Raw genomic sequence first — 16,948 nt, 5'->3', positions numbered from 1 at the left:
ATGGTAGGAATAACCTACCATTTTTAATATATGAAATTATCCCATTCTTTATAGGACAATATTTTATTTACGCCTTAACTTTATTGCGACGATTCAAACCAAATAATGTCCCTATCCCTACAAGACATGCACTTAGTGCCATCATTGCTACATGATTAGATGCTGTATTTGGTAATTTTTCACCTTGTACCGCTGGCTTTGCTACTTCTTTTTTCGCTGCAGCATTTGTTTGTTGTACTTGCGCTGCTTCTTTTTTGGCTATATCATTTTTTAACTGTTCTTGTGCGATTCTCTTTTTCTCTTCCTCACTCTTTGGTGCAGCCTTTATCGCTTCCTCTTTTTTAGCCATGTCACTTTTTTCTTGTGCTTGTGCTGCTTGTTTTTTCTCTTCTTCTTTTTTAGCCTTATCTTGCTGCTGTTGCACCACTTCTTCCTTCGTTACTGTTCCAGTATCCGCGCTTGCTACTGAAGAATATCCTACTGTTAAAAGTGCCATTGCACAGATTGGTAATAGTTTCTTTTTCATTTCATTTCTCTCCTTCTATACGTTTTACATCACTTCGCATCGGATGTATCACTAGAATAAACAAGAGATATAAATATAAGATGCAGATGAAATATATTTCATTTAAAGATTTCATTGTAAAAAAGGTTATCCGAAATCATCTTCGGATAACCTTTTAAAATTAATCTACACTTAAAGCCTTCTTGCCCATTTGATTATAAATACTTGCAAACCGGCTCTTACTCACTTTTACATTTTTCGTCCCATAGAACGGATCATTATAGTATACATAATTATCATCCACACCTGTTAAAACAACCGCATGCGTATTCATTCTTGCATAAATTATTTTTCCGCCTGGTGTTTTCCACGTTGTAACCGCTCTTGGATTATTTAAAGCGACCGTTACCCACGTCACTACTGGCTTCCCATTTCTCACATAGTCTTCTAAAACAGAAAGATCATTTCCAGTTAAATTCGTTCCTCTCGCATATTTATCTAACAAACGTTTTAATGGTTCTGGATTAATAGAATATCCTGGCGTATTTCCCGTCACATCACCTACAAACCCTACATCTGGATCTCCCCAAATTTGTGATGATGTTTTATAGTTCTTTAATTTTGCTTGATCAAAAGGCATTTCAAAAGCAAATGCTACTTTATTTAATGAGCGACCAATTTGATGTTCTACAAGCATTTGTAAAGAAACGACTTCACAGCCATTATGCAATTCTGGGAATTGATACAGTGACGGTACGTTCAGTATAACTTGACTGCGATTAATATTTCCTTCATTAACCCACTTTAACCCATTACTAGTTTGAATTTGAATCCAACCACCCTCTCTTTCACCATAAACTTCGACTGTCTGTGGTGCATACTTTCCTGATACACGAGATACAAAACTTGGACTATCATAAGCAAAGAACACTTTAGATAAATACTTCGCTTCTTTTTTCGTATCTAACCATTGATAGCCTGCATATGTACGTATACGAAGCCAAGTTCCTCTTTCCTCTAAAACCGTTACTGCTTGAGGACCATAATAATCTAGTATATTCGCAGATCTGAAAGGAGCATCATAAGTAGTAAAGTCTCTATCAATCTGAACTTTTTTGTCTATTAAACAGACCCACTTATAGCCTAAGTCCGTATAAACTTTAATCCAATTTCCTTCTCTTTCTTCAATAACCGTTACAATTTGCGGAGCATACTCACCTGAAATCCCTGAAGATAAGGATGCCTCATTATACGTCAAAAAGTTTTTATTCATATTCACTTTCTTTTCAACTAAACAAACCCACTTAAAACCAGTATCCGTATGAATTCTAATCCAGCCACCATCTCGCTCTTCATACACTGTTACTTCCCTAGGGCCATATTCCTTTGAAATTCCAGATGATAAAGATGGTCCGTTATACGTAAAGAATTTTTTCGAAATGCTTACCTTCTTCATCTTCAACTCATTGTCTTTAGACTTATCTGTAACTGCGACGAGCTGTGCTGCCTCTGCACGTGTAATGGATCTATCTGGTTGCCAACGTCTTCCATCAACACCACTTGATATACCCATGCCAACTAAAATATTAATGAATTTCTCACCCCAATGATCTTTTACATCAGGAAATAATGTTGGTAATTCTTCATGAACCTTTTTCTCTAATTGATAGGCTTGGACTAACATCGTTGCCATAGCAGCTCTTGTCATTTGACCATCCGGATTGAATTTCCCGTTGCCTTCCCCTTTAATGACTCCTGCCTTTTCCACAGCAGCAATATAAGGAGTTGCCCAATGATCTTGAGAGTCTGTAAAAGTTGGTTTCTCACCTTCACTGACTTCTAATTCTAAAATTTTCGCCATAATTGTAGCTGCTTCAGCTCTGCTTAATACTTTGCTTGGTGAAAATGTTCCATCTGGCATCCCAGAAATAACTTTTTTATGAACTAAATAATAAACAGACTCTTGTGCCCATCCTGGAACGTCAGGAAATGATTGCGGCGCTGCCTGTATCGAACTTACAGCTTGTTTTAATTCTATTTCTCCCTTTTCCTGTTCTTCTTTTTGCTTTAATTCAAGCTCTTGCTTCTTCTGTTCTTCTTTCTGTTTTAATTCAAACTCTTGTTTCTTCTGTTCTTCTTTCTGTTTTAATTCAAGCTCTTGCTTCACCTGTTCTTCTTTCTGTTTTAATTCAAGCTCTTGCTTCGCCTGTTCTTCTTTCTGTTTTAATTCAAGTTCTTGCTTCGCCTGTTCTTCTTTCTGTTTTAATTCAAGCTCTTGCTTCGCCTGTTCTTCCTGCTGTTTTCGTTCAAGTTCTTGCTTTATTCGTTGCTCCAGCTCTAGTCGTTGCTTCTTCAATTCTTCCTGCTGTTTTCGCAATTCATCTTGTTGCTTCTTTAACTCTTCCTTCTTTTTTTGTTCTTCAAATTCTTCATGAGCTTTTTCTTCTTGGCCATTGTTTTCTTTTACTTCTACTCCATCCTTTTCTTTAAGTTCTTCTTGGCTTTTTAATTCATTCGTTTTTTTCTCTTGATCATTGCTCTTTACCTGTAATGGATTCTTCTCTTCAAGTTCTTCTTGCTGCTTTTTCAGCTCATTTAATTCCTGATACACTTCTTCTATCTGTACGTTATGTTCACCAGCTTGTTCCAGTAACTCTTCTTTTTTCTGTTTTAAATCATCTATTTTAATAAATAATTCTTCCTGCTGTTTTAAAATTTCTTCTCTTTTTTCTAATTTCATTTCTCGTTCTTTTGCAGCTTCTAATTGTTTTTGTAATTCACTTTTCTCATTGCTCTGCATATGCGATACAGCTTCTATACTATTTCTCGTTTTATTTTCAATTTCAGCTAGAGAGCTAGAAGGAAATGTTAATAGATTTGTCGCTAACAAACTCGCTACTGCAATTACACTATATGTTTTCATCATACACACACCTTTTCAAATTTTATTACGTTCATATTTTCATACTAAATGTAAAATGTAAGATTCCTCCATAATCATAACAAATTTTTCCTCAAACAAAAGACTTTTTGCAAAAAAGAAAAAGAGCACTGTATCAATGCTCTTTTCGGGTGTGTGTCTCAATTATTTACATGTTACTTTCGCGTGATTTAGAAGTAGAACGGGCCGGAGCGATAACTAATTGTCTCGGCTCAGTTTTCTTTAAGTGATTTTTGACGTTACACTTACGACGTTGAACAACCCACGCTTTAATAGGGTTTGTCAAAATAATTTTTTGCTCTTCGTTAGGGGCCTCTTCTTCCAACCTACAACTTTCGCTCCATTTATTCCATTTCATTGTAAATTTAGAAGAAGAATGATCGTCTTCTCGATCAAACAAGTGCAAAAAATCCATCTCGCCAGCTAGCATTACGGTGTTGCTAGTTGCTAAAAAAGAAAAGGTCGTCCAACGTTTCTCCATGCCCTCCTACTCCTTTTTCACATATAGAGTGCCTAAAACTGAATTTACCTAAAATATGCTTGCCTTTTACCTTACACCCATAGTTTATCCAAAACACTACTATGCAACTATCGATTTCCCTTACAACTACCTTACATTTTTGTAAGAAACAAAAAAACCTTCACTATGCATATGTGAAGGTCTCTTATTTCTTATCTATATGATCTTTCATATCATCAAGTCCAGCTTCTTGTAGCTGCGACATCATACCATGAGAAATTGCGCCTAATACTAAAGTCATTCCAATTAGTGAAATCCGAATCGCTGGTACATCAATTATGTAAGCTAACAAGCCAAGAACAATTGTTAAAAGTAATGCTTTTATAAATGTTGCACTTGTATACTCTTTCTTTTTCATCATAATCACCCTTTATGGAAGCGTTTTCTTTATTATAATCAGTATATCATATCATCTGACTATTTTGTGGGTATTTTTGTAAAAAACTTATATCTTCTTTGACTTTTTCCTTTCTATCCTTTACAGTCGAAATGTTCGCAAGTTTTACACTGTAGGAGGACTCCAATGAATATTGAAATAAAAGACACTTTAATTTCTGAAGAACAATTACAAGAAAAAGTAAAAGAACTAGCACTTCAAATCGAACGTGATTTTGAAGGAGAAGAAATCGTAGTCATCGCTGTATTAAAAGGATCTTTCGTATTCGCTGCTGATTTAATTCGTCACATTAAAAACGATGTGACAATCGACTTTATTTCTGCATCTAGCTACGGAAATCAAACAGAAACAACTGGCAAAGTAAAACTATTAAAAGATATCGATGTAAACATTACTGGAAAAAATGTAATTGTTGTAGAAGACATTATCGATTCTGGTTTAACACTTCACTTCTTAAAAGATCACTTCTTTATGCATAAGCCGAAGGCACTCAAATTCTGTACATTACTCGATAAACCTGAGCGTCGTAAAGTAGACTTAAAAGCTGAATATGTTGGCTTCCAAATTCCAGACGAATTTATCGTTGGCTACGGTATCGACTGTGCAGAAAAATATCGTAACTTACCATTTATCGCTTCAGTTGTAACGGAATAATCGTATAACTTAAAAAATCGATAGTACATGAAATTTATATCGGCGATTTTCAAAATATATCGACCGTAACTCAAATTATATCGGCGATTTTTTAAATATATCGACCATAACTCAAATTATATCGGCGATTTTTTAAATATATCGACTTACCGACAATAACTGACAATCTTAGCACCCTATTAAATAGGAAGAAGCTGTTCTGAAATACATGAGGACAGCTCCTTTCTTTCCATTACAAAAAACAGGGAGAGATGAAATATGACAAAGACAAAATTTGAAAAAGTACTCCTCATCGTAAATCCAAAAGCTGGACAAGGCGACTTACATACAAATTTGGCGAAAATCGTACCACCTCTTGCGGCTACTTTTCCTGACTTACATATCCTTCATACGAAAAAGCAAGGTGATGCAACGAAATATTGCCAAGAGTTTGCTAGTAAAGTAGATTTAATTATCGTCTTTGGTGGTGACGGCACTGTATTTGAATGCACAAATGGCTTAGCGCCTCTTGAAACTAGACCTACACTTGCAATCATTCCAGGGGGAACTTGCAATGACTTCTCTCGCACACTCGGCGTTCCGCAAAACATTGCAGAAGCAGCAAAGCTTATCACACAGGAACATGTAAAACCAGTTGATGTTGCAAAAGCAAACGGACAACATTTCTTAAACTTCTGGGGCATTGGACTCGTATCTGAAGTATCAAACAATATCGATGCAGAAGAGAAAGCAAAGCTTGGTAAAATTGGTTACTACTTAAGCACTATTCGAACTGTTAAAAATGCTGAAACATTCCCAGTTAAAATCACGTACGACGGACAAGTATATGAAGACGAAGCTGTCCTTGTTATGGTTGGAAACGGTGAATATCTTGGCGGTATTCCTTCCTTTATTCCGAACGTAAAATGTGATGACGGCACACTTGATATTTTTGTCGTAAAATCAACAGGCATTCAAGCATTTAAAGATTATATCGGAAAGAAACTATTTGAAGACTCAAATGAAAATGACATCTTCCACGTAAAAGCGAAATCCATTCATATTGAAACAGAAGAAGAAAAAGAAGTAGATACAGATGGAGAAAGCTTACTGCATACACCTTGTCATATTGAAGTATTACAAGGGCACTTTACGATGATTTATAATCCTGCGGTTGTGTAATACAAAAAGACGAGCTAAAGTTTTAACATTTTAGCTCGTCTTTTTTATTAGAAAGATATTTTAATATGAGTTTTCGTAATCAAACTCCACCCAATTTTTCCAATGTGTATTAGCGTTCTTATTCACAATAACACTTGGATCTTTCTTCTCTATTGCAGCGGCTACTGATTGGAAGAATTCATTTTCACTTACTTTCTCTTCCTCAACATGTTGCCATTCTTCCGTTTCATACGCTACTTCCCAGTTGCCTTCTAAATCAAACTCTTCTAAAATCCCTTCTTTACTCCACCATAATAAATTTCGTGCTTCATTATTAGTAGCAAGCATACGCATAAAGTATGTTGGATAATGCTCTGTCGTTTGTACTTCTATTCCATTATTTATATAATCTTCTTCTGTAAATTGATATTCAAAATGATGCTCACGAATTTTTAAACTGCCGTTATAAATATTCGGTATAAATTCACCTTCATCATCAAACAACTCATAATCGCCATCATTTAATTGTAAAATACAATCATCACCCATTGAATGAGTAATTCTATCTCCATATACTTGAATATCATTAAACACACCCAATGAACCTACACCAACAAGTTGAAACGCCATTAACCAATCCTTATTATCTTTAAAAAAAAGAGAGAATTTCACTTGCGAAATATCCATATATTCATTATCAAAGGCAGGAAATTCATAGTTACTTTGCTTTTTATCTAATAACCTTAAAATCTCTTTTTGCACATGTATCACCTTTTCATTAATATTATCTAACGTTTACCGTGCTCTCATGTAGCTAGAAAAATTCCTCTTTCATCACTATTCGTATACTCAATCTACCTTAACAAAACTACTTTTCCTACTTCCATCATATATAGGCCGCACACCGCTTCCATTCCTCTTACTTACGCATATATTGGAATGTTGTTTCTAATGCAGTGTATTTTATTTTTGCTGGGAGGTGTTATAAATCATGTTCGAATGTAAGAACGAACTAAGTCTTTCTAATATAAAAAACTTAAAATATAATTCCAACATTCCTATAATAGTGATAGCCTTCAATAATGTCACTTATGTAAAAAATATGTTAAAACAATTAGAAAACAAAAAGATAAAAAATGAAGATATATGGATTTGGGATAATAATTCAACCGCTCCTGCTCTGCTTGCTTTTTATGAGCAAATATCAACTAAATATAATTTAGTAAAGAATGCAGAGAACTATGGGCCACGTTTTTTTGTAATTCCCTATTTTTTCGATTTACTTCCAGATTTCTTTGCTGTAACTGATCCTGATTTATCTTTTAATGAAAAAATGCCAGATAACTTTTTAGAGTATTTAAAGCAATTAACAATTGAGCTTTCACTCTTTAAAGCCGGACTTGCTTTAGACATTATACCTACGCCTAATTTCAACTGGGACCTCATGTCAAACGAGGAATGTACAGTAACAGAATGGGAAATGCAGTATTGGCTTTTTCCTATAACTAAATACAATAACCCTAAAGTTTTCAACGCTGGGATTGATACGACTTTTGCTGTTTACAATAAAAAATTTATTAGTAACGGTTTTTATAATGCCGTAAGGGTAGCTGATAATTTTACATGTAAACATCTGCCCTGGTATAAAGACAATATAATTTCAGAAGAAGAAAAAAATATGTTAAATACTAAATGGGCTAACTGGCACGAATAAAGTGAAACTTTATTCAGTGGTTTTTTTCTTCATCCCCCACCTAACTTCTTTGCTTCCGCTGCATTTTGAGGTGGGGGTCTTACTGCCCATTAAAGTCGGATAAACTTTTCAATTTCGCTAGAGTATAACATAGATATGCTTGCCTGTGACATTCTAACAATACTACTCAAAAATAGAAGAATGGCTTGTTTGCATACTCTAGTTATTATTAGATACAATGAAGAAAAGAAGCACCTTATTATAAGGGAGAGGACAAAATTTGTTCAACCAACAATTAGTGAATTTACGCATTGATTTTGCATTTAAACAATTGTTTGGTACGAATGGTAGTGAAGATATTCTCATTGCCTTTTTAAACGCGATGTTACAAGAGTCTTTAGAGTCACCTATTGCTTCTCTACAATTAGAAGATCCACATTTACACCGAGAACACGCAAATGATAAATTATCAATTCTAGACATCTCAGCAACATTAGACACAGGGACAAAAGTAAATGTAGAAATACAGCTTAATAATAATCATGATATGATGAAACGCAGTTTATATTATTGGGGAAAATTATACACATCTCAGTTACAAAAAGGTATGCCCTACAGTGCACTTCGTAAAACCATCACCATTAATTTATTGAACTTCATAATGTTTTTAGATCACAAAGAATTTCATACAACTGGAACGTTATGGAATACACAACAACAGAAACTCTTGAGTGATGACATAGAGATTCACATTATAGAAATTCCAAAGTTAACAACACAATGGCATGAAGAAAAAGTAAATCCGTGGAAAGATCCATTTGTTCGTTGGCTTTTATTGCTTTCAGCAAATGAGGATGAACACTTAACTAAAACATTGGAGGATATTGCTATGAACCGAGATCCTATTTTACAAAGCAATAAACAAGTGGGAACGTATGAGTCAAGATTCCTCTTTCCGACAAGCCTATGACGCAAGGGAAAAAGTTTTAATGGATGAGGCCGCAAAATTCGCCCATGCAGAGACAGAAGGTATGAAAAGGGGTATGGAAAAGGGCTTAGCAAAGGGCTTAGAACAAGGTATAGAAAAAGGGCGAAAAGAAGGGGTTCAACAAGGAAAAATTCAAATGATTAAAAGTATGTATGATCTTGGTATACCACTTGAAACGATTGCTAAGGCAAGTAAATTAAGTTTGCATGAGATTGAGCATATTTTAGGACATAAATAATGATAAAAAAGCGTAAAAGAACATCATTTACACTATGTTCTCTTACGCTTTTTTTAGTTTGAATCCATTTTTTATTTACTAACAATCCTAAAATAAGAACAAATCGTTACGTAATAATAACCAATGTAAATAACACTATACACACCGATGCTAATTAATAACGGAACTGCAATTTCATATGGAATAACTGTCGCTAATCCTTTCAGCGCAAATAAAGTGTGTAATATACCAACTACTAAAGGAATGAAGAAGTTAAATCTCATTTGTTTTGCAATTGCCTTTTTCATTTCTTTTCTCGTGACACCGAGTTTTCGAAGAACGATGTAACGCTCACGATCTGCATATGCTTCTGTTAATTGTTTGAAGTAAATGATAGATCCTGTTGCAAGTAAAAATACAAGTCCTAAGAACATACCACTAAACATCATTAAACCTGATATTTCAATGCCTTCACGGAAAATAGTGTAGAAATCACTAAATTGTTCTTTACCTTCTGCATCTTCTTCCGGTATTACTTTCTTTAATTTCTCTGTTAATACTTTACTATTTCTTTCGTCCTTCACATCAATATTTTTCACGGTATGAGAGCCAATTGTCTTCTTTGCTAGCTCATATACTTCGTCTGGAACAACAACTAGAAGTTCATATAAGTTTGTAATGTTTTGTGCTTGTACATCTTTCACTTGTACTGGTGCTACTTCTCCAATTGGGAATGTAGCTTTTCGATTTTTATATACGCCACTATCTCTCTTACCTTCACTGTACATGCCATCAAATGCATACAACTCGTTCTTCTTTAAATCTACAGTTTCTTCATTTAAATATTTTGCGATTGTATTAAATGATGATTGTGCGATAATTTCTGTTGTTCTTGATTGTAATGAAGTTCCATCACCATATTCTCCTATTACTTTTACCGTCTCTAACTCATATTGATGAATGACTTCAGTCTTTTCTTCTTTTAAAATCTTATTTACTTTACGATCCACATGAGTATCTTTCAGTTCATATGAATAACTAACTGGTTTATATTTCTTTGCCTGTATATACGTGTTGTAATACATTGTTACAGAAGTTCCAACCGCTGTTAACGTTACTGCACTTAATACTGCAATTGTCGCTAACGATTTTGCATTTCCTTTAATGCGGTATAGTAATTGAGATGTTGTCACCATTTTCATTCCGTTATAGAATGAAGATTTTTTGTTTCGCCCTCTTTTTAATACAAAGACTGTAAAGAACATAAATAATAAATACGTTCCAAGTACTGTTGCTAATAAAATGTAAAGTGCAAGTGGCATAAAGTTATCATTGTTCGAATTTTTAATAGCCGTTACTGACAAGAAATAACCTGATCCAATTAATAATAAAGAAATGATAGCCATTATTTTAGAACCTTTCGGCATGACTTCGCCTTCGTTATCTGCACGGAATAGCTCGATTAACTTAAATTGATAAATAATGCGGTATCCTTTAAACGACGTGTATAAAATAATAAAACAAAAAATAGCTGCTGTATCTATAACCGCTCCAATTGGCACTTCAAAATGAACATTTACATGTAGCTCTAACATATTTAAAAATAACTCTAGGAACCCTTTTGAAAGTAAACTACCAATTACAATTCCGATTACTAACGATAATAAACCCATTAACATATTTTCATAAAAAAGCATTTTACCTATTTCTTTCTTTCGAATACCGAGTAAAGAATAAAGACCTATCTCTTTCTTTCGCTTTCGTGTAAAGAAACCATTGGAATATATAATAAATATCGCAGCGAAAATAATAAGCATGACACTCGCAAGTTGGAATCCTCGTCCGATGTTATCTCCGGCTTTACTTATTTGTGAATTGTATTGCAGCGCCTTAAACGTAAAATAAATGACAATACTAAAAATCATAGAGGCAAAGTATATAAAATAATCCTTAAAATTTCGTTTTATATTACGAAGTGCAATGCTAGATAAGCTCATTTGTCGCACCTCCAGATATGGAAGACATCATATCCATAATTTGCTGGAAGAACTGTTTTCGTGTCATCCCTTTACGATGTAATTCTTTATATAACTTTCCATCTTTAATAAATACAACTCGTTTACAATAACTTGCCGCAAACGCATCGTGCGTTACCATTAAAATCGTCACAAAATCTTTTTCATTCAATGTCTTCATACTTTCTAATAAATCTGTCGCTGACTTGGAATCAAGCGCACCGGTTGGCTCATCTCCAAAAATCATACTTGGATTTGTTACAAGCGCTCTTGATGCTGCGCAGCGTTGTTTTTGTCCACCTGACACTTCATACGGATACTGATTTAAAATATGATCTATTCCAAAATTTTTCGCAATCGTCTCAACGCGAGATTCTACTTCTTTCGCCTTCACCTTTAATAAAGCGAGCGGCAGAGCAATATTTTCTCGCACTGTTAACGTATCTAATAAGTTATAATCTTGAAAAATGAATCCTAAATGATTACGGCGAAATAGTGCCAATTCATCATCATTCATCTTCACAATATCTTTTCCGTCAATTAAAATCTCACCCTTTGAAGCCGTATCAATAGTAGAAAGGACATTCAAAAGCGTCGTCTTACCAGAACCAGACGGTCCCATAATCCCGACAAACTCTCCTTCTTTCACCTGCATATGAATATCTTTCAACGCTTCAAACGTATTTCCGCCTGTATCATATATTTTCGAAATCCCTTTCGCTTCTAACATTATTTTCATCTATCTGTACCTCCTGTTATAAGTCGTGATGTTCTCTTTAAGCAACAGAATTCAGTATAAATACATTTTCTTAACAAATAGTAATGGGGTTTCTTAATATTTTCTTAAAAAGAAAAATCCAAAATCAATTCTTATGATTTTGGATTTAATATAGTTAAAATATTAACTTACATTTCGAACAAAAAGGAGCAGAATTCCCTTTTCTAATTTTCGTATCACATTTTGGACAATATACATATCGTTCTTCTATTTTTTGGCGTTCTATCATATGTAAAGATACTATCCTCATACTACACATAATCCCAATTAATATAAGACTAACAATGAGTAGCATCACTCTCACTCCTCCCCTCTCTATTTTACTATAAAATAACAAACCCGATTCTCTCATCAAGAATCGGGTTTATACTTACAATCCTAACTTTACCTTCGCGCCATCAGGAATTTTATCTATCGTTACTTGCACTTTATCATGTAAAAACTTCCCTCTTGTAATTACGTGCCAATACGAACCTTTCGGTAACTCATCAACCTCACTAATCGTAACTTCTTTTGACTCGCCTTTCTCATCATAGGCTTTCACTGTATACTCACGGCCTTTATTTCCGCCTAATTCTTTTCCATCATTATCAATAATTGCGTAATGATTCTCTAAATCAATAAACGGATTCATTCGATCAATTGCAGCACTCCCATTTAATAAATATGCCGCTCCTGCTACAATAACAATCATTGCTCCAAAAATGAATCTTTTCATCTATATTCCGCCTTTCATTATGTTTTTATTTATGACATTTCTAAGTATAGAGCGCATTTCTTAATAAAAACTCGTACAGTTTCTTAACTTTTTCTTAATGCAGAAGAAATTTGGCATCACATCTAGGTACATGAAATTATATCGAACACAACTCAAAATATATCAACGATTTTTTCAATATATCGACGTTTCGACAAGGAATATCGACTTACCGACAAAAACTGACAGTAGAAACAACAAAAGAGGCCATCCAAAAATGTATTTTGGAACAGCCTCCTCTATTTACTAACTACTGCACTTCTTTTTACATAAAACAAACTGCCAATCAAAACGACAATTACGCCAAAATACACACCATACTCTATCGCAACTGCGACAATACTTTCAATATGTTGTCCAAATAAAGAACCTAGCATAAAGTAAACGAGTGTCCAAACAAATCCTGTCGTATAAGAATACAAAGCATACATCTTAAATGACATATTATTCATCCCAACTACATACGGTACGATATGTCTTACAACCGGTATGAAGTAACTTGTAACTAACGCATAATGACCATATTTCTCTACCATTTGTTGAGATTTCAAAAGATATTTCGCCTTTTTCTTTTTCATTAGCTTATGAAGTACTTTTTTACCAAATATTTTCCCTAATATATAACCTAGCGATAGCCCAGATACAACGCCTAAATATGTTAATAAGAATGCAGGAATGCCACTTAATATCCCTAGTGAAGAGACAAAGCCACCACTCATTACGATCATTTCGTCTGGAATTGGCATACCGATAATACCTAACCATAAACAGAAAAATAAAGCCCAATAACCGTATTGTTCAATATAAGATAATAATTCATGTAATTCCATTATGCATATGCTCTCCTTAGCTCTTTTTTACAGCTAAAGACGTAAGCTGGTGGGAAATTGAGCCACACTTTTTCTAGTGTAATTTCAGGGAAGAAATGCTGTATAAATCCTTTTTTCACAAGTGAATATTGAAATGTAATAAATTCACCGTTTTCTTGTATCGATTCCATTACATTGTTTAAAATACGCTTTGAAACTTCTTCTGGTAAAGAGGTAAAAGGTAATCCCGATAAGACGTAATCCACGCATTCTATATGGAACTCTTCCATATACTTCTTTATATTTTCAGCTGAACCGTGTACAACAATGACGTTCTGCTCATCTTTAAACTTTCTCTGTAACTCTTTGCAAAACACTTCATTAATTTCAATAAGAAGAAATATTGTTTCCTTCTTTTTTCTCTTCATAATCTCCTTCGTAAAAACCCCTGTACCAGGCCCTAACTCTACGATGCATTTCGCTCTATGAAAATCAATTACATCTACCATTTTTCTTGCTAATATTTTTGAACTTGGCGCAATTGCACCAGTATGTTTCGGATGTTTAATAAATTCGTGTAAGAATGTTATGAGTTGCATGTAACCATCTCCCCATTCGTTCAATAGTTTTTAACTTGTTTCTAAGTATAACTATCGTTTCTTAACAAAAATTGAGGAGATTTCTTAAGATTTTATGAAGAATAAAAAACAGCTATCGCCTATAGCGATAGCTGCTCCTTTATTACTTCGCACTCACAATCTTATAATAAGAACGAACCGTTAAGAAGTAATATCCAATATAAATAACACCGTATACTCCGATACTCATTAGAAGCGGAATCATAATTTCAAATTGTATTAGTGTTGCTAAACCTTTTAGTGCAAATAAGCTGTGCAAAATTCCAATCACTAACGGAATTGCAAAGATAAAACTTACTTGTTTGGCGATAGCTTTTTTCATTTCTTGTTTTGTGACCCCTATTTTGTGAAGTACAACATAACGCTCACGATCAGCATTTGCTTCTGTTAATTGTTTAAAGTAAATGATAGAACCTGTTGCTAGTAAGAATACAAGACCTAAGAACATTCCAATAAACATCATTAGTCCTGTTCCTTCAAGCCCCATATGGAAACCAGTGTAGAAATCTCTAAATGATAGTACCATTTCTGATTCACCAGCTGGCATCACTTTTGTTAATTTTTCTGTTAACACTTTACTATCTTTTTCATCTTTTACATCAATATTTTTTACAACGCGTGTTCCAAATGCTTGCTTCGCTTGTTCATACATTTCATCTGAAACGACAACAACTAGTTCACCTAAGTTTGTAATTGCAGTATTATTTGCATCCTTGATTGTTAATGTCTTCGTTTCATTTCCAATTTGGAATACCGTTTTATTTCCTTTATATGTTGGACTAAACTCATGCCCTTCCATATACGAACTATCATATATAAATGCTTCACCAGCAGCTACATTCACTGTTTCTGCGTCGATTTTTTTAGCAAATTTATTAAATTCTGACTGAGACATAAACTGATATTTCTCTGAAATCCTATAGTTCATGTTAAGAATGAAATCAACTTTGTCTCCTTCAAACTTCCCTTTTACAGGAACTGTCTCAATTTCAAATTGATCTTTGATCGGGTGATCTTTCTTCTCTTCTGCAAAAATCGCATTTACTTTCTTATCAAGCTCTGCATCTTTTTTCTCATAAGAGTAACTGTAAGGCGCAACTGCTTTTGACTGTGTAAATGTGTTGTAATACATCGTAACTGATGTACCAACTGCCGTTAATGTTACCGCGCTTAAAATAGAAATTGTCGCAAGTGACTTTGCATTTCCTTTAATACGATATAGTAGCTGTGACGTCGTTACCATATTCATACCGTTATAAAACGATGATTTATTCGTTCTTGCACGTTTCAATACGAATACTGTAAAGAACATAAATAGTAAGTACGTACCTAATACTGTTGCTAGTAAAATATAAAGTGCAACTGCCATAAAGTCTGCATATTTAACTGCCTTCATGAACATTAATGCTAAGAAATAACCTGAACCGATTAAGACAACTGAAATGAATGCCATAATGACAGATCCTTTTGGCATTGCTTCTCCTTCACGTTCTGCACGGAAAAGTTCAATTAACTTAAAGCGATAAATTAAACGATATCCTTGAAGTGATGTATACAAAATAATCACAAAGAAAATAAGTGCTGTATCAATAATGGCAGCTATCGGTACTTCAAAATGAACGTTTAAGTTTAATCCCATCATGCTTACTAGCAGTTCAAGGAATAATTTCGAAAGGACGCTACCAATCGCAATTCCGATAATTAAAGACATTAATCCCATTAACATATTTTCATAAAAGAGCATTTTACCAATCTGTCTTTTACGAATACCTAATAAGGAATATAATCCAACTTCTTTTTTACGTTTCCTTGTAAAGAAACCGTTTGAATATATAATGAACACCGCTACGAATATAATTAGCATGACACTGGAAACTTGGAAAGCTCCACTAATTTTTTTAGAAGCTTCCGCAGCTTTTTCCATTTGTGAATTATATTGCAGTGCTTTAAATGTAAAGTAAATAACGATACTAAAAATCATAGATGCAAAATATACAAAGTAGTCTTTAAAGTTCCGCTGTATGTTGCGGAGGGCAATGCTAGATAAGGTCATCAGCCATACCTCCGGAAATAGAAGACATTACGTCAACGACTTGTTGGAAGAACTGTTTACGCGTTAATTCACCACGGTGCAATTCTTTATATAACTCACCATCTTTAATGAAAATAACTCGTTTACAGTAACTTGCCGCAAACGCATCGTGCGTTACCATTAAAATTGTAGAGTTGTCATATTCATTTAGCGACTTCATACTTTCAAGTAAATCTGTTGCTGATTTAGAATCAAGCGCTCCAGTCGGCTCGTCCCCGAAAATCATACTTGGATTTGTAACGATTGCACGTGATGCCGCACATCTTTGCTTCTGTCCACCAGATACTTGATATGGGAACTGACTTAAAATATGATCAATACCGAATTTCTTTGAGATTTCAAGAACGCGGCGATCAATCTCACTCGCTTTCACTTTTGATAACGCAAGAGGTAACGCAATGTTCTCTTTTACAGTTAACGTATCTAATAAGTTATAATCTTGGAAAATGAAACCTAAATGATCGCGGCGGAATAACGCTAACTTATCATCATTCATTTTCACGATATCTTTTCCATCAATTAAAATTTCACCGTTCGTCGCATTATCAATTGTAGAAAGAACGTTTAGTAAAGTCGTCTTACCAGAACCAGAAGGTCCCATAATTCCAACGAACTCACCTTCTTTTACTTGTAAGTTAATACCTTTTAACGCTGCAAATTTATTACCACCTGTGTCATACACTTTTTCAATATTTTTTGCTTCTAACACTGTTTTCATCTCGACATCCCTCATTTCATCTATTCTCTATTTTCACTATATACATTCTCTACTTTTTCCACTATCGATGTTTCTTACACAAACAT

Annotated in this window: 16 protein-coding genes and 1 pseudogene; 4 read left to right on the top strand and 13 right to left on the bottom strand. The window is 34.2% G+C overall.

Annotation, left to right across the window (positions count from 1 at the left end; all coding sequences use genetic code 11):
• Window positions 1-67: 67 nt before the first annotated feature.
• The 4 genes from PDQ68_RS11015 to PDQ68_RS11000 form a co-directional block, all read right to left on the bottom strand.
• Window positions 68-526, bottom strand: coding sequence for an LPXTG cell wall anchor domain-containing protein (locus PDQ68_RS11015; protein WP_016718752.1), 459 nt, complete (start codon window positions 524-526; stop codon window positions 68-70).
• Between the two features lie 160 nt (window positions 527-686).
• Entirely contained in the window at window positions 687-3,428 is a 2,742-nt protein-coding gene (locus PDQ68_RS11010; RefSeq protein WP_080444171.1) for an S-layer homology domain-containing protein, read from the bottom strand.
• 166 nt (window positions 3,429-3,594) lie between these two features.
• Window positions 3,595-3,927 (bottom strand): hypothetical protein, encoded by a 333-nt coding sequence (locus tag PDQ68_RS11005; protein WP_000415599.1) that lies wholly within the window; start codon window positions 3,925-3,927, stop codon window positions 3,595-3,597.
• A gap of 184 nt (window positions 3,928-4,111) precedes the next feature.
• Window positions 4,112-4,327 carry a hypothetical protein gene (locus PDQ68_RS11000; RefSeq protein WP_029141217.1) on the bottom strand — a complete coding sequence of 72 codons (216 nt, stop codon included), beginning with the start codon at window positions 4,325-4,327 and terminating at the stop codon, window positions 4,112-4,114.
• A 162-nt stretch (window positions 4,328-4,489) separates the two neighbouring features.
• Here PDQ68_RS11000 and hpt point away from each other — a divergent pair, with 162 nt between their 5' ends.
• Window positions 4,490-5,017, top strand: coding sequence for a hypoxanthine phosphoribosyltransferase (gene hpt, locus PDQ68_RS10995; protein WP_001019304.1), 528 nt, complete (start codon window positions 4,490-4,492; stop codon window positions 5,015-5,017).
• A gap of 258 nt (window positions 5,018-5,275) precedes the next feature.
• Entirely contained in the window at window positions 5,276-6,178 is a 903-nt protein-coding gene (locus tag PDQ68_RS10990) for a diacylglycerol/lipid kinase family protein (RefSeq protein WP_061183682.1), read from the top strand.
• A 60-nt stretch (window positions 6,179-6,238) separates the two neighbouring features.
• On the opposite strand, the gene PDQ68_RS10985 is transcribed toward PDQ68_RS10990, so the two are convergent.
• A complete protein-coding gene (locus PDQ68_RS10985; protein WP_061183681.1) occupies window positions 6,239-6,919 on the bottom strand; it encodes a DUF7003 family protein in 681 nt (226 codons plus the stop codon).
• Between the two features lie 229 nt (window positions 6,920-7,148).
• Here PDQ68_RS10985 and PDQ68_RS10980 point away from each other — a divergent pair, with 229 nt between their 5' ends.
• Both PDQ68_RS10980 and PDQ68_RS10975 read left to right on the top strand, forming a co-directional pair.
• A complete protein-coding gene (locus PDQ68_RS10980) occupies window positions 7,149-7,871 on the top strand; it encodes a glycosyltransferase family protein (protein WP_016718757.1) in 723 nt (240 codons plus the stop codon).
• 259 nt (window positions 7,872-8,130) lie between these two features.
• Window positions 8,131-9,076: pseudogene (locus PDQ68_RS10975) on the top strand (Rpn family recombination-promoting nuclease/putative transposase).
• A gap of 71 nt (window positions 9,077-9,147) precedes the next feature.
• On the opposite strand, the gene PDQ68_RS10970 reads toward PDQ68_RS10975, so the two are convergent.
• The 8 genes from PDQ68_RS10970 to PDQ68_RS10935 all read right to left on the bottom strand — a co-directional run bounded on the left by PDQ68_RS10970 (window position 9,148) and on the right by PDQ68_RS10935 (window position 16,862).
• The gene (locus tag PDQ68_RS10970; protein WP_061183680.1) at window positions 9,148-11,052 is read right to left on the bottom strand and encodes an ABC transporter permease; all 1,905 of its coding nucleotides are present in this window, start codon (window positions 11,050-11,052) and stop codon (window positions 9,148-9,150) included.
• On the bottom strand, window positions 11,039-11,809 hold the full coding sequence (locus PDQ68_RS10965) for an ABC transporter ATP-binding protein (protein WP_061183679.1): 771 nt from the start codon (window positions 11,807-11,809) through the stop codon (window positions 11,039-11,041). Before PDQ68_RS10965 ends, PDQ68_RS10970 begins: the two co-directional genes overlap by 14 nt.
• A 154-nt stretch (window positions 11,810-11,963) precedes the next feature.
• The gene (locus PDQ68_RS10960) at window positions 11,964-12,143 is read right to left on the bottom strand and encodes a hypothetical protein (RefSeq protein WP_061183708.1); all 180 of its coding nucleotides are present in this window, start codon (window positions 12,141-12,143) and stop codon (window positions 11,964-11,966) included.
• A gap of 75 nt (window positions 12,144-12,218) precedes the next feature.
• A complete protein-coding gene (locus PDQ68_RS10955; protein WP_016718761.1) occupies window positions 12,219-12,566 on the bottom strand; it encodes a YxeA family protein in 348 nt (115 codons plus the stop codon).
• A gap of 278 nt (window positions 12,567-12,844) precedes the next feature.
• Window positions 12,845-13,435: a DedA family protein gene (locus PDQ68_RS10950; RefSeq protein WP_061183678.1), complete on the bottom strand. Its 591-nt coding sequence runs from the start codon at window positions 13,433-13,435 to the stop codon at window positions 12,845-12,847.
• On the bottom strand, window positions 13,435-14,013 hold the full coding sequence (locus tag PDQ68_RS10945; RefSeq protein ID WP_016718763.1) for a class I SAM-dependent methyltransferase: 579 nt from the start codon (window positions 14,011-14,013) through the stop codon (window positions 13,435-13,437). Before PDQ68_RS10945 ends, PDQ68_RS10950 begins: the two co-directional genes overlap by 1 nt.
• Before the next feature lie 142 nt (window positions 14,014-14,155).
• Window positions 14,156-16,105 carry an ABC transporter permease gene (locus PDQ68_RS10940; protein ID WP_016718764.1) on the bottom strand — a complete coding sequence of 650 codons (1,950 nt, stop codon included), beginning with the start codon at window positions 16,103-16,105 and terminating at the stop codon, window positions 14,156-14,158.
• Window positions 16,092-16,862, bottom strand: a complete 771-nt coding sequence (locus PDQ68_RS10935; protein WP_000859654.1) for an ABC transporter ATP-binding protein — start codon at window positions 16,860-16,862, stop codon at window positions 16,092-16,094. The genes PDQ68_RS10940 and PDQ68_RS10935 overlap by 14 nt, the downstream gene beginning before the upstream one ends.
• Between the last annotated feature and the right edge of the window lie 86 nt (window positions 16,863-16,948).

The sequence above is a fragment of the Bacillus cereus group sp. Bc010 genome (assembly GCF_027716745.1).
Lineage (GTDB): Bacteria > Bacillota > Bacilli > Bacillales > Bacillaceae_G > Bacillus_A > Bacillus_A pacificus.
This window is presented reverse-complemented; position numbering and strand designations above follow the sequence as displayed.

What these genes read in the sequence shown, in the direction of transcription:
- PDQ68_RS10980 (WP_016718757.1), top strand. Translation starts at nt 7,149, where the DNA reads ATGTTCGAATGTAAGAACGAACTAAGTCTTTCTAATATAAAAAACTTA.
- PDQ68_RS10970 (WP_061183680.1), bottom strand. Translation starts at nt 11,052, where the DNA reads ATGAGCTTATCTAGCATTGCACTTCGTAATATAAAACGAAATTTTAAG.
- PDQ68_RS10990 (WP_061183682.1), top strand. Translation starts at nt 5,276, where the DNA reads ATGACAAAGACAAAATTTGAAAAAGTACTCCTCATCGTAAATCCAAAA.
- PDQ68_RS11015 (WP_016718752.1), bottom strand. Translation starts at nt 526, where the DNA reads ATGAAAAAGAAACTATTACCAATCTGTGCAATGGCACTTTTAACAGTA.
- hpt (WP_001019304.1), top strand. Translation starts at nt 4,490, where the DNA reads ATGAATATTGAAATAAAAGACACTTTAATTTCTGAAGAACAATTACAA.
- PDQ68_RS10950 (WP_061183678.1), bottom strand. Translation starts at nt 13,435, where the DNA reads ATGGAATTACATGAATTATTATCTTATATTGAACAATACGGTTATTGG.
- PDQ68_RS10965 (WP_061183679.1), bottom strand. Translation starts at nt 11,809, where the DNA reads ATGAAAATAATGTTAGAAGCGAAAGGGATTTCGAAAATATATGATACA.
- PDQ68_RS10945 (WP_016718763.1), bottom strand. Translation starts at nt 14,013, where the DNA reads ATGCAACTCATAACATTCTTACACGAATTTATTAAACATCCGAAACAT.
- PDQ68_RS10960 (WP_061183708.1), bottom strand. Translation starts at nt 12,143, where the DNA reads ATGCTACTCATTGTTAGTCTTATATTAATTGGGATTATGTGTAGTATG.
- PDQ68_RS11005 (WP_000415599.1), bottom strand. Translation starts at nt 3,927, where the DNA reads ATGGAGAAACGTTGGACGACCTTTTCTTTTTTAGCAACTAGCAACACC.
- PDQ68_RS10940 (WP_016718764.1), bottom strand. Translation starts at nt 16,105, where the DNA reads ATGACCTTATCTAGCATTGCCCTCCGCAACATACAGCGGAACTTTAAA.
- PDQ68_RS11010 (WP_080444171.1), bottom strand. Translation starts at nt 3,428, where the DNA reads ATGAAAACATATAGTGTAATTGCAGTAGCGAGTTTGTTAGCGACAAAT.
- PDQ68_RS11000 (WP_029141217.1), bottom strand. Translation starts at nt 4,327, where the DNA reads ATGATGAAAAAGAAAGAGTATACAAGTGCAACATTTATAAAAGCATTA.
- PDQ68_RS10935 (WP_000859654.1), bottom strand. Translation starts at nt 16,862, where the DNA reads ATGAAAACAGTGTTAGAAGCAAAAAATATTGAAAAAGTGTATGACACA.
- PDQ68_RS10955 (WP_016718761.1), bottom strand. Translation starts at nt 12,566, where the DNA reads ATGAAAAGATTCATTTTTGGAGCAATGATTGTTATTGTAGCAGGAGCG.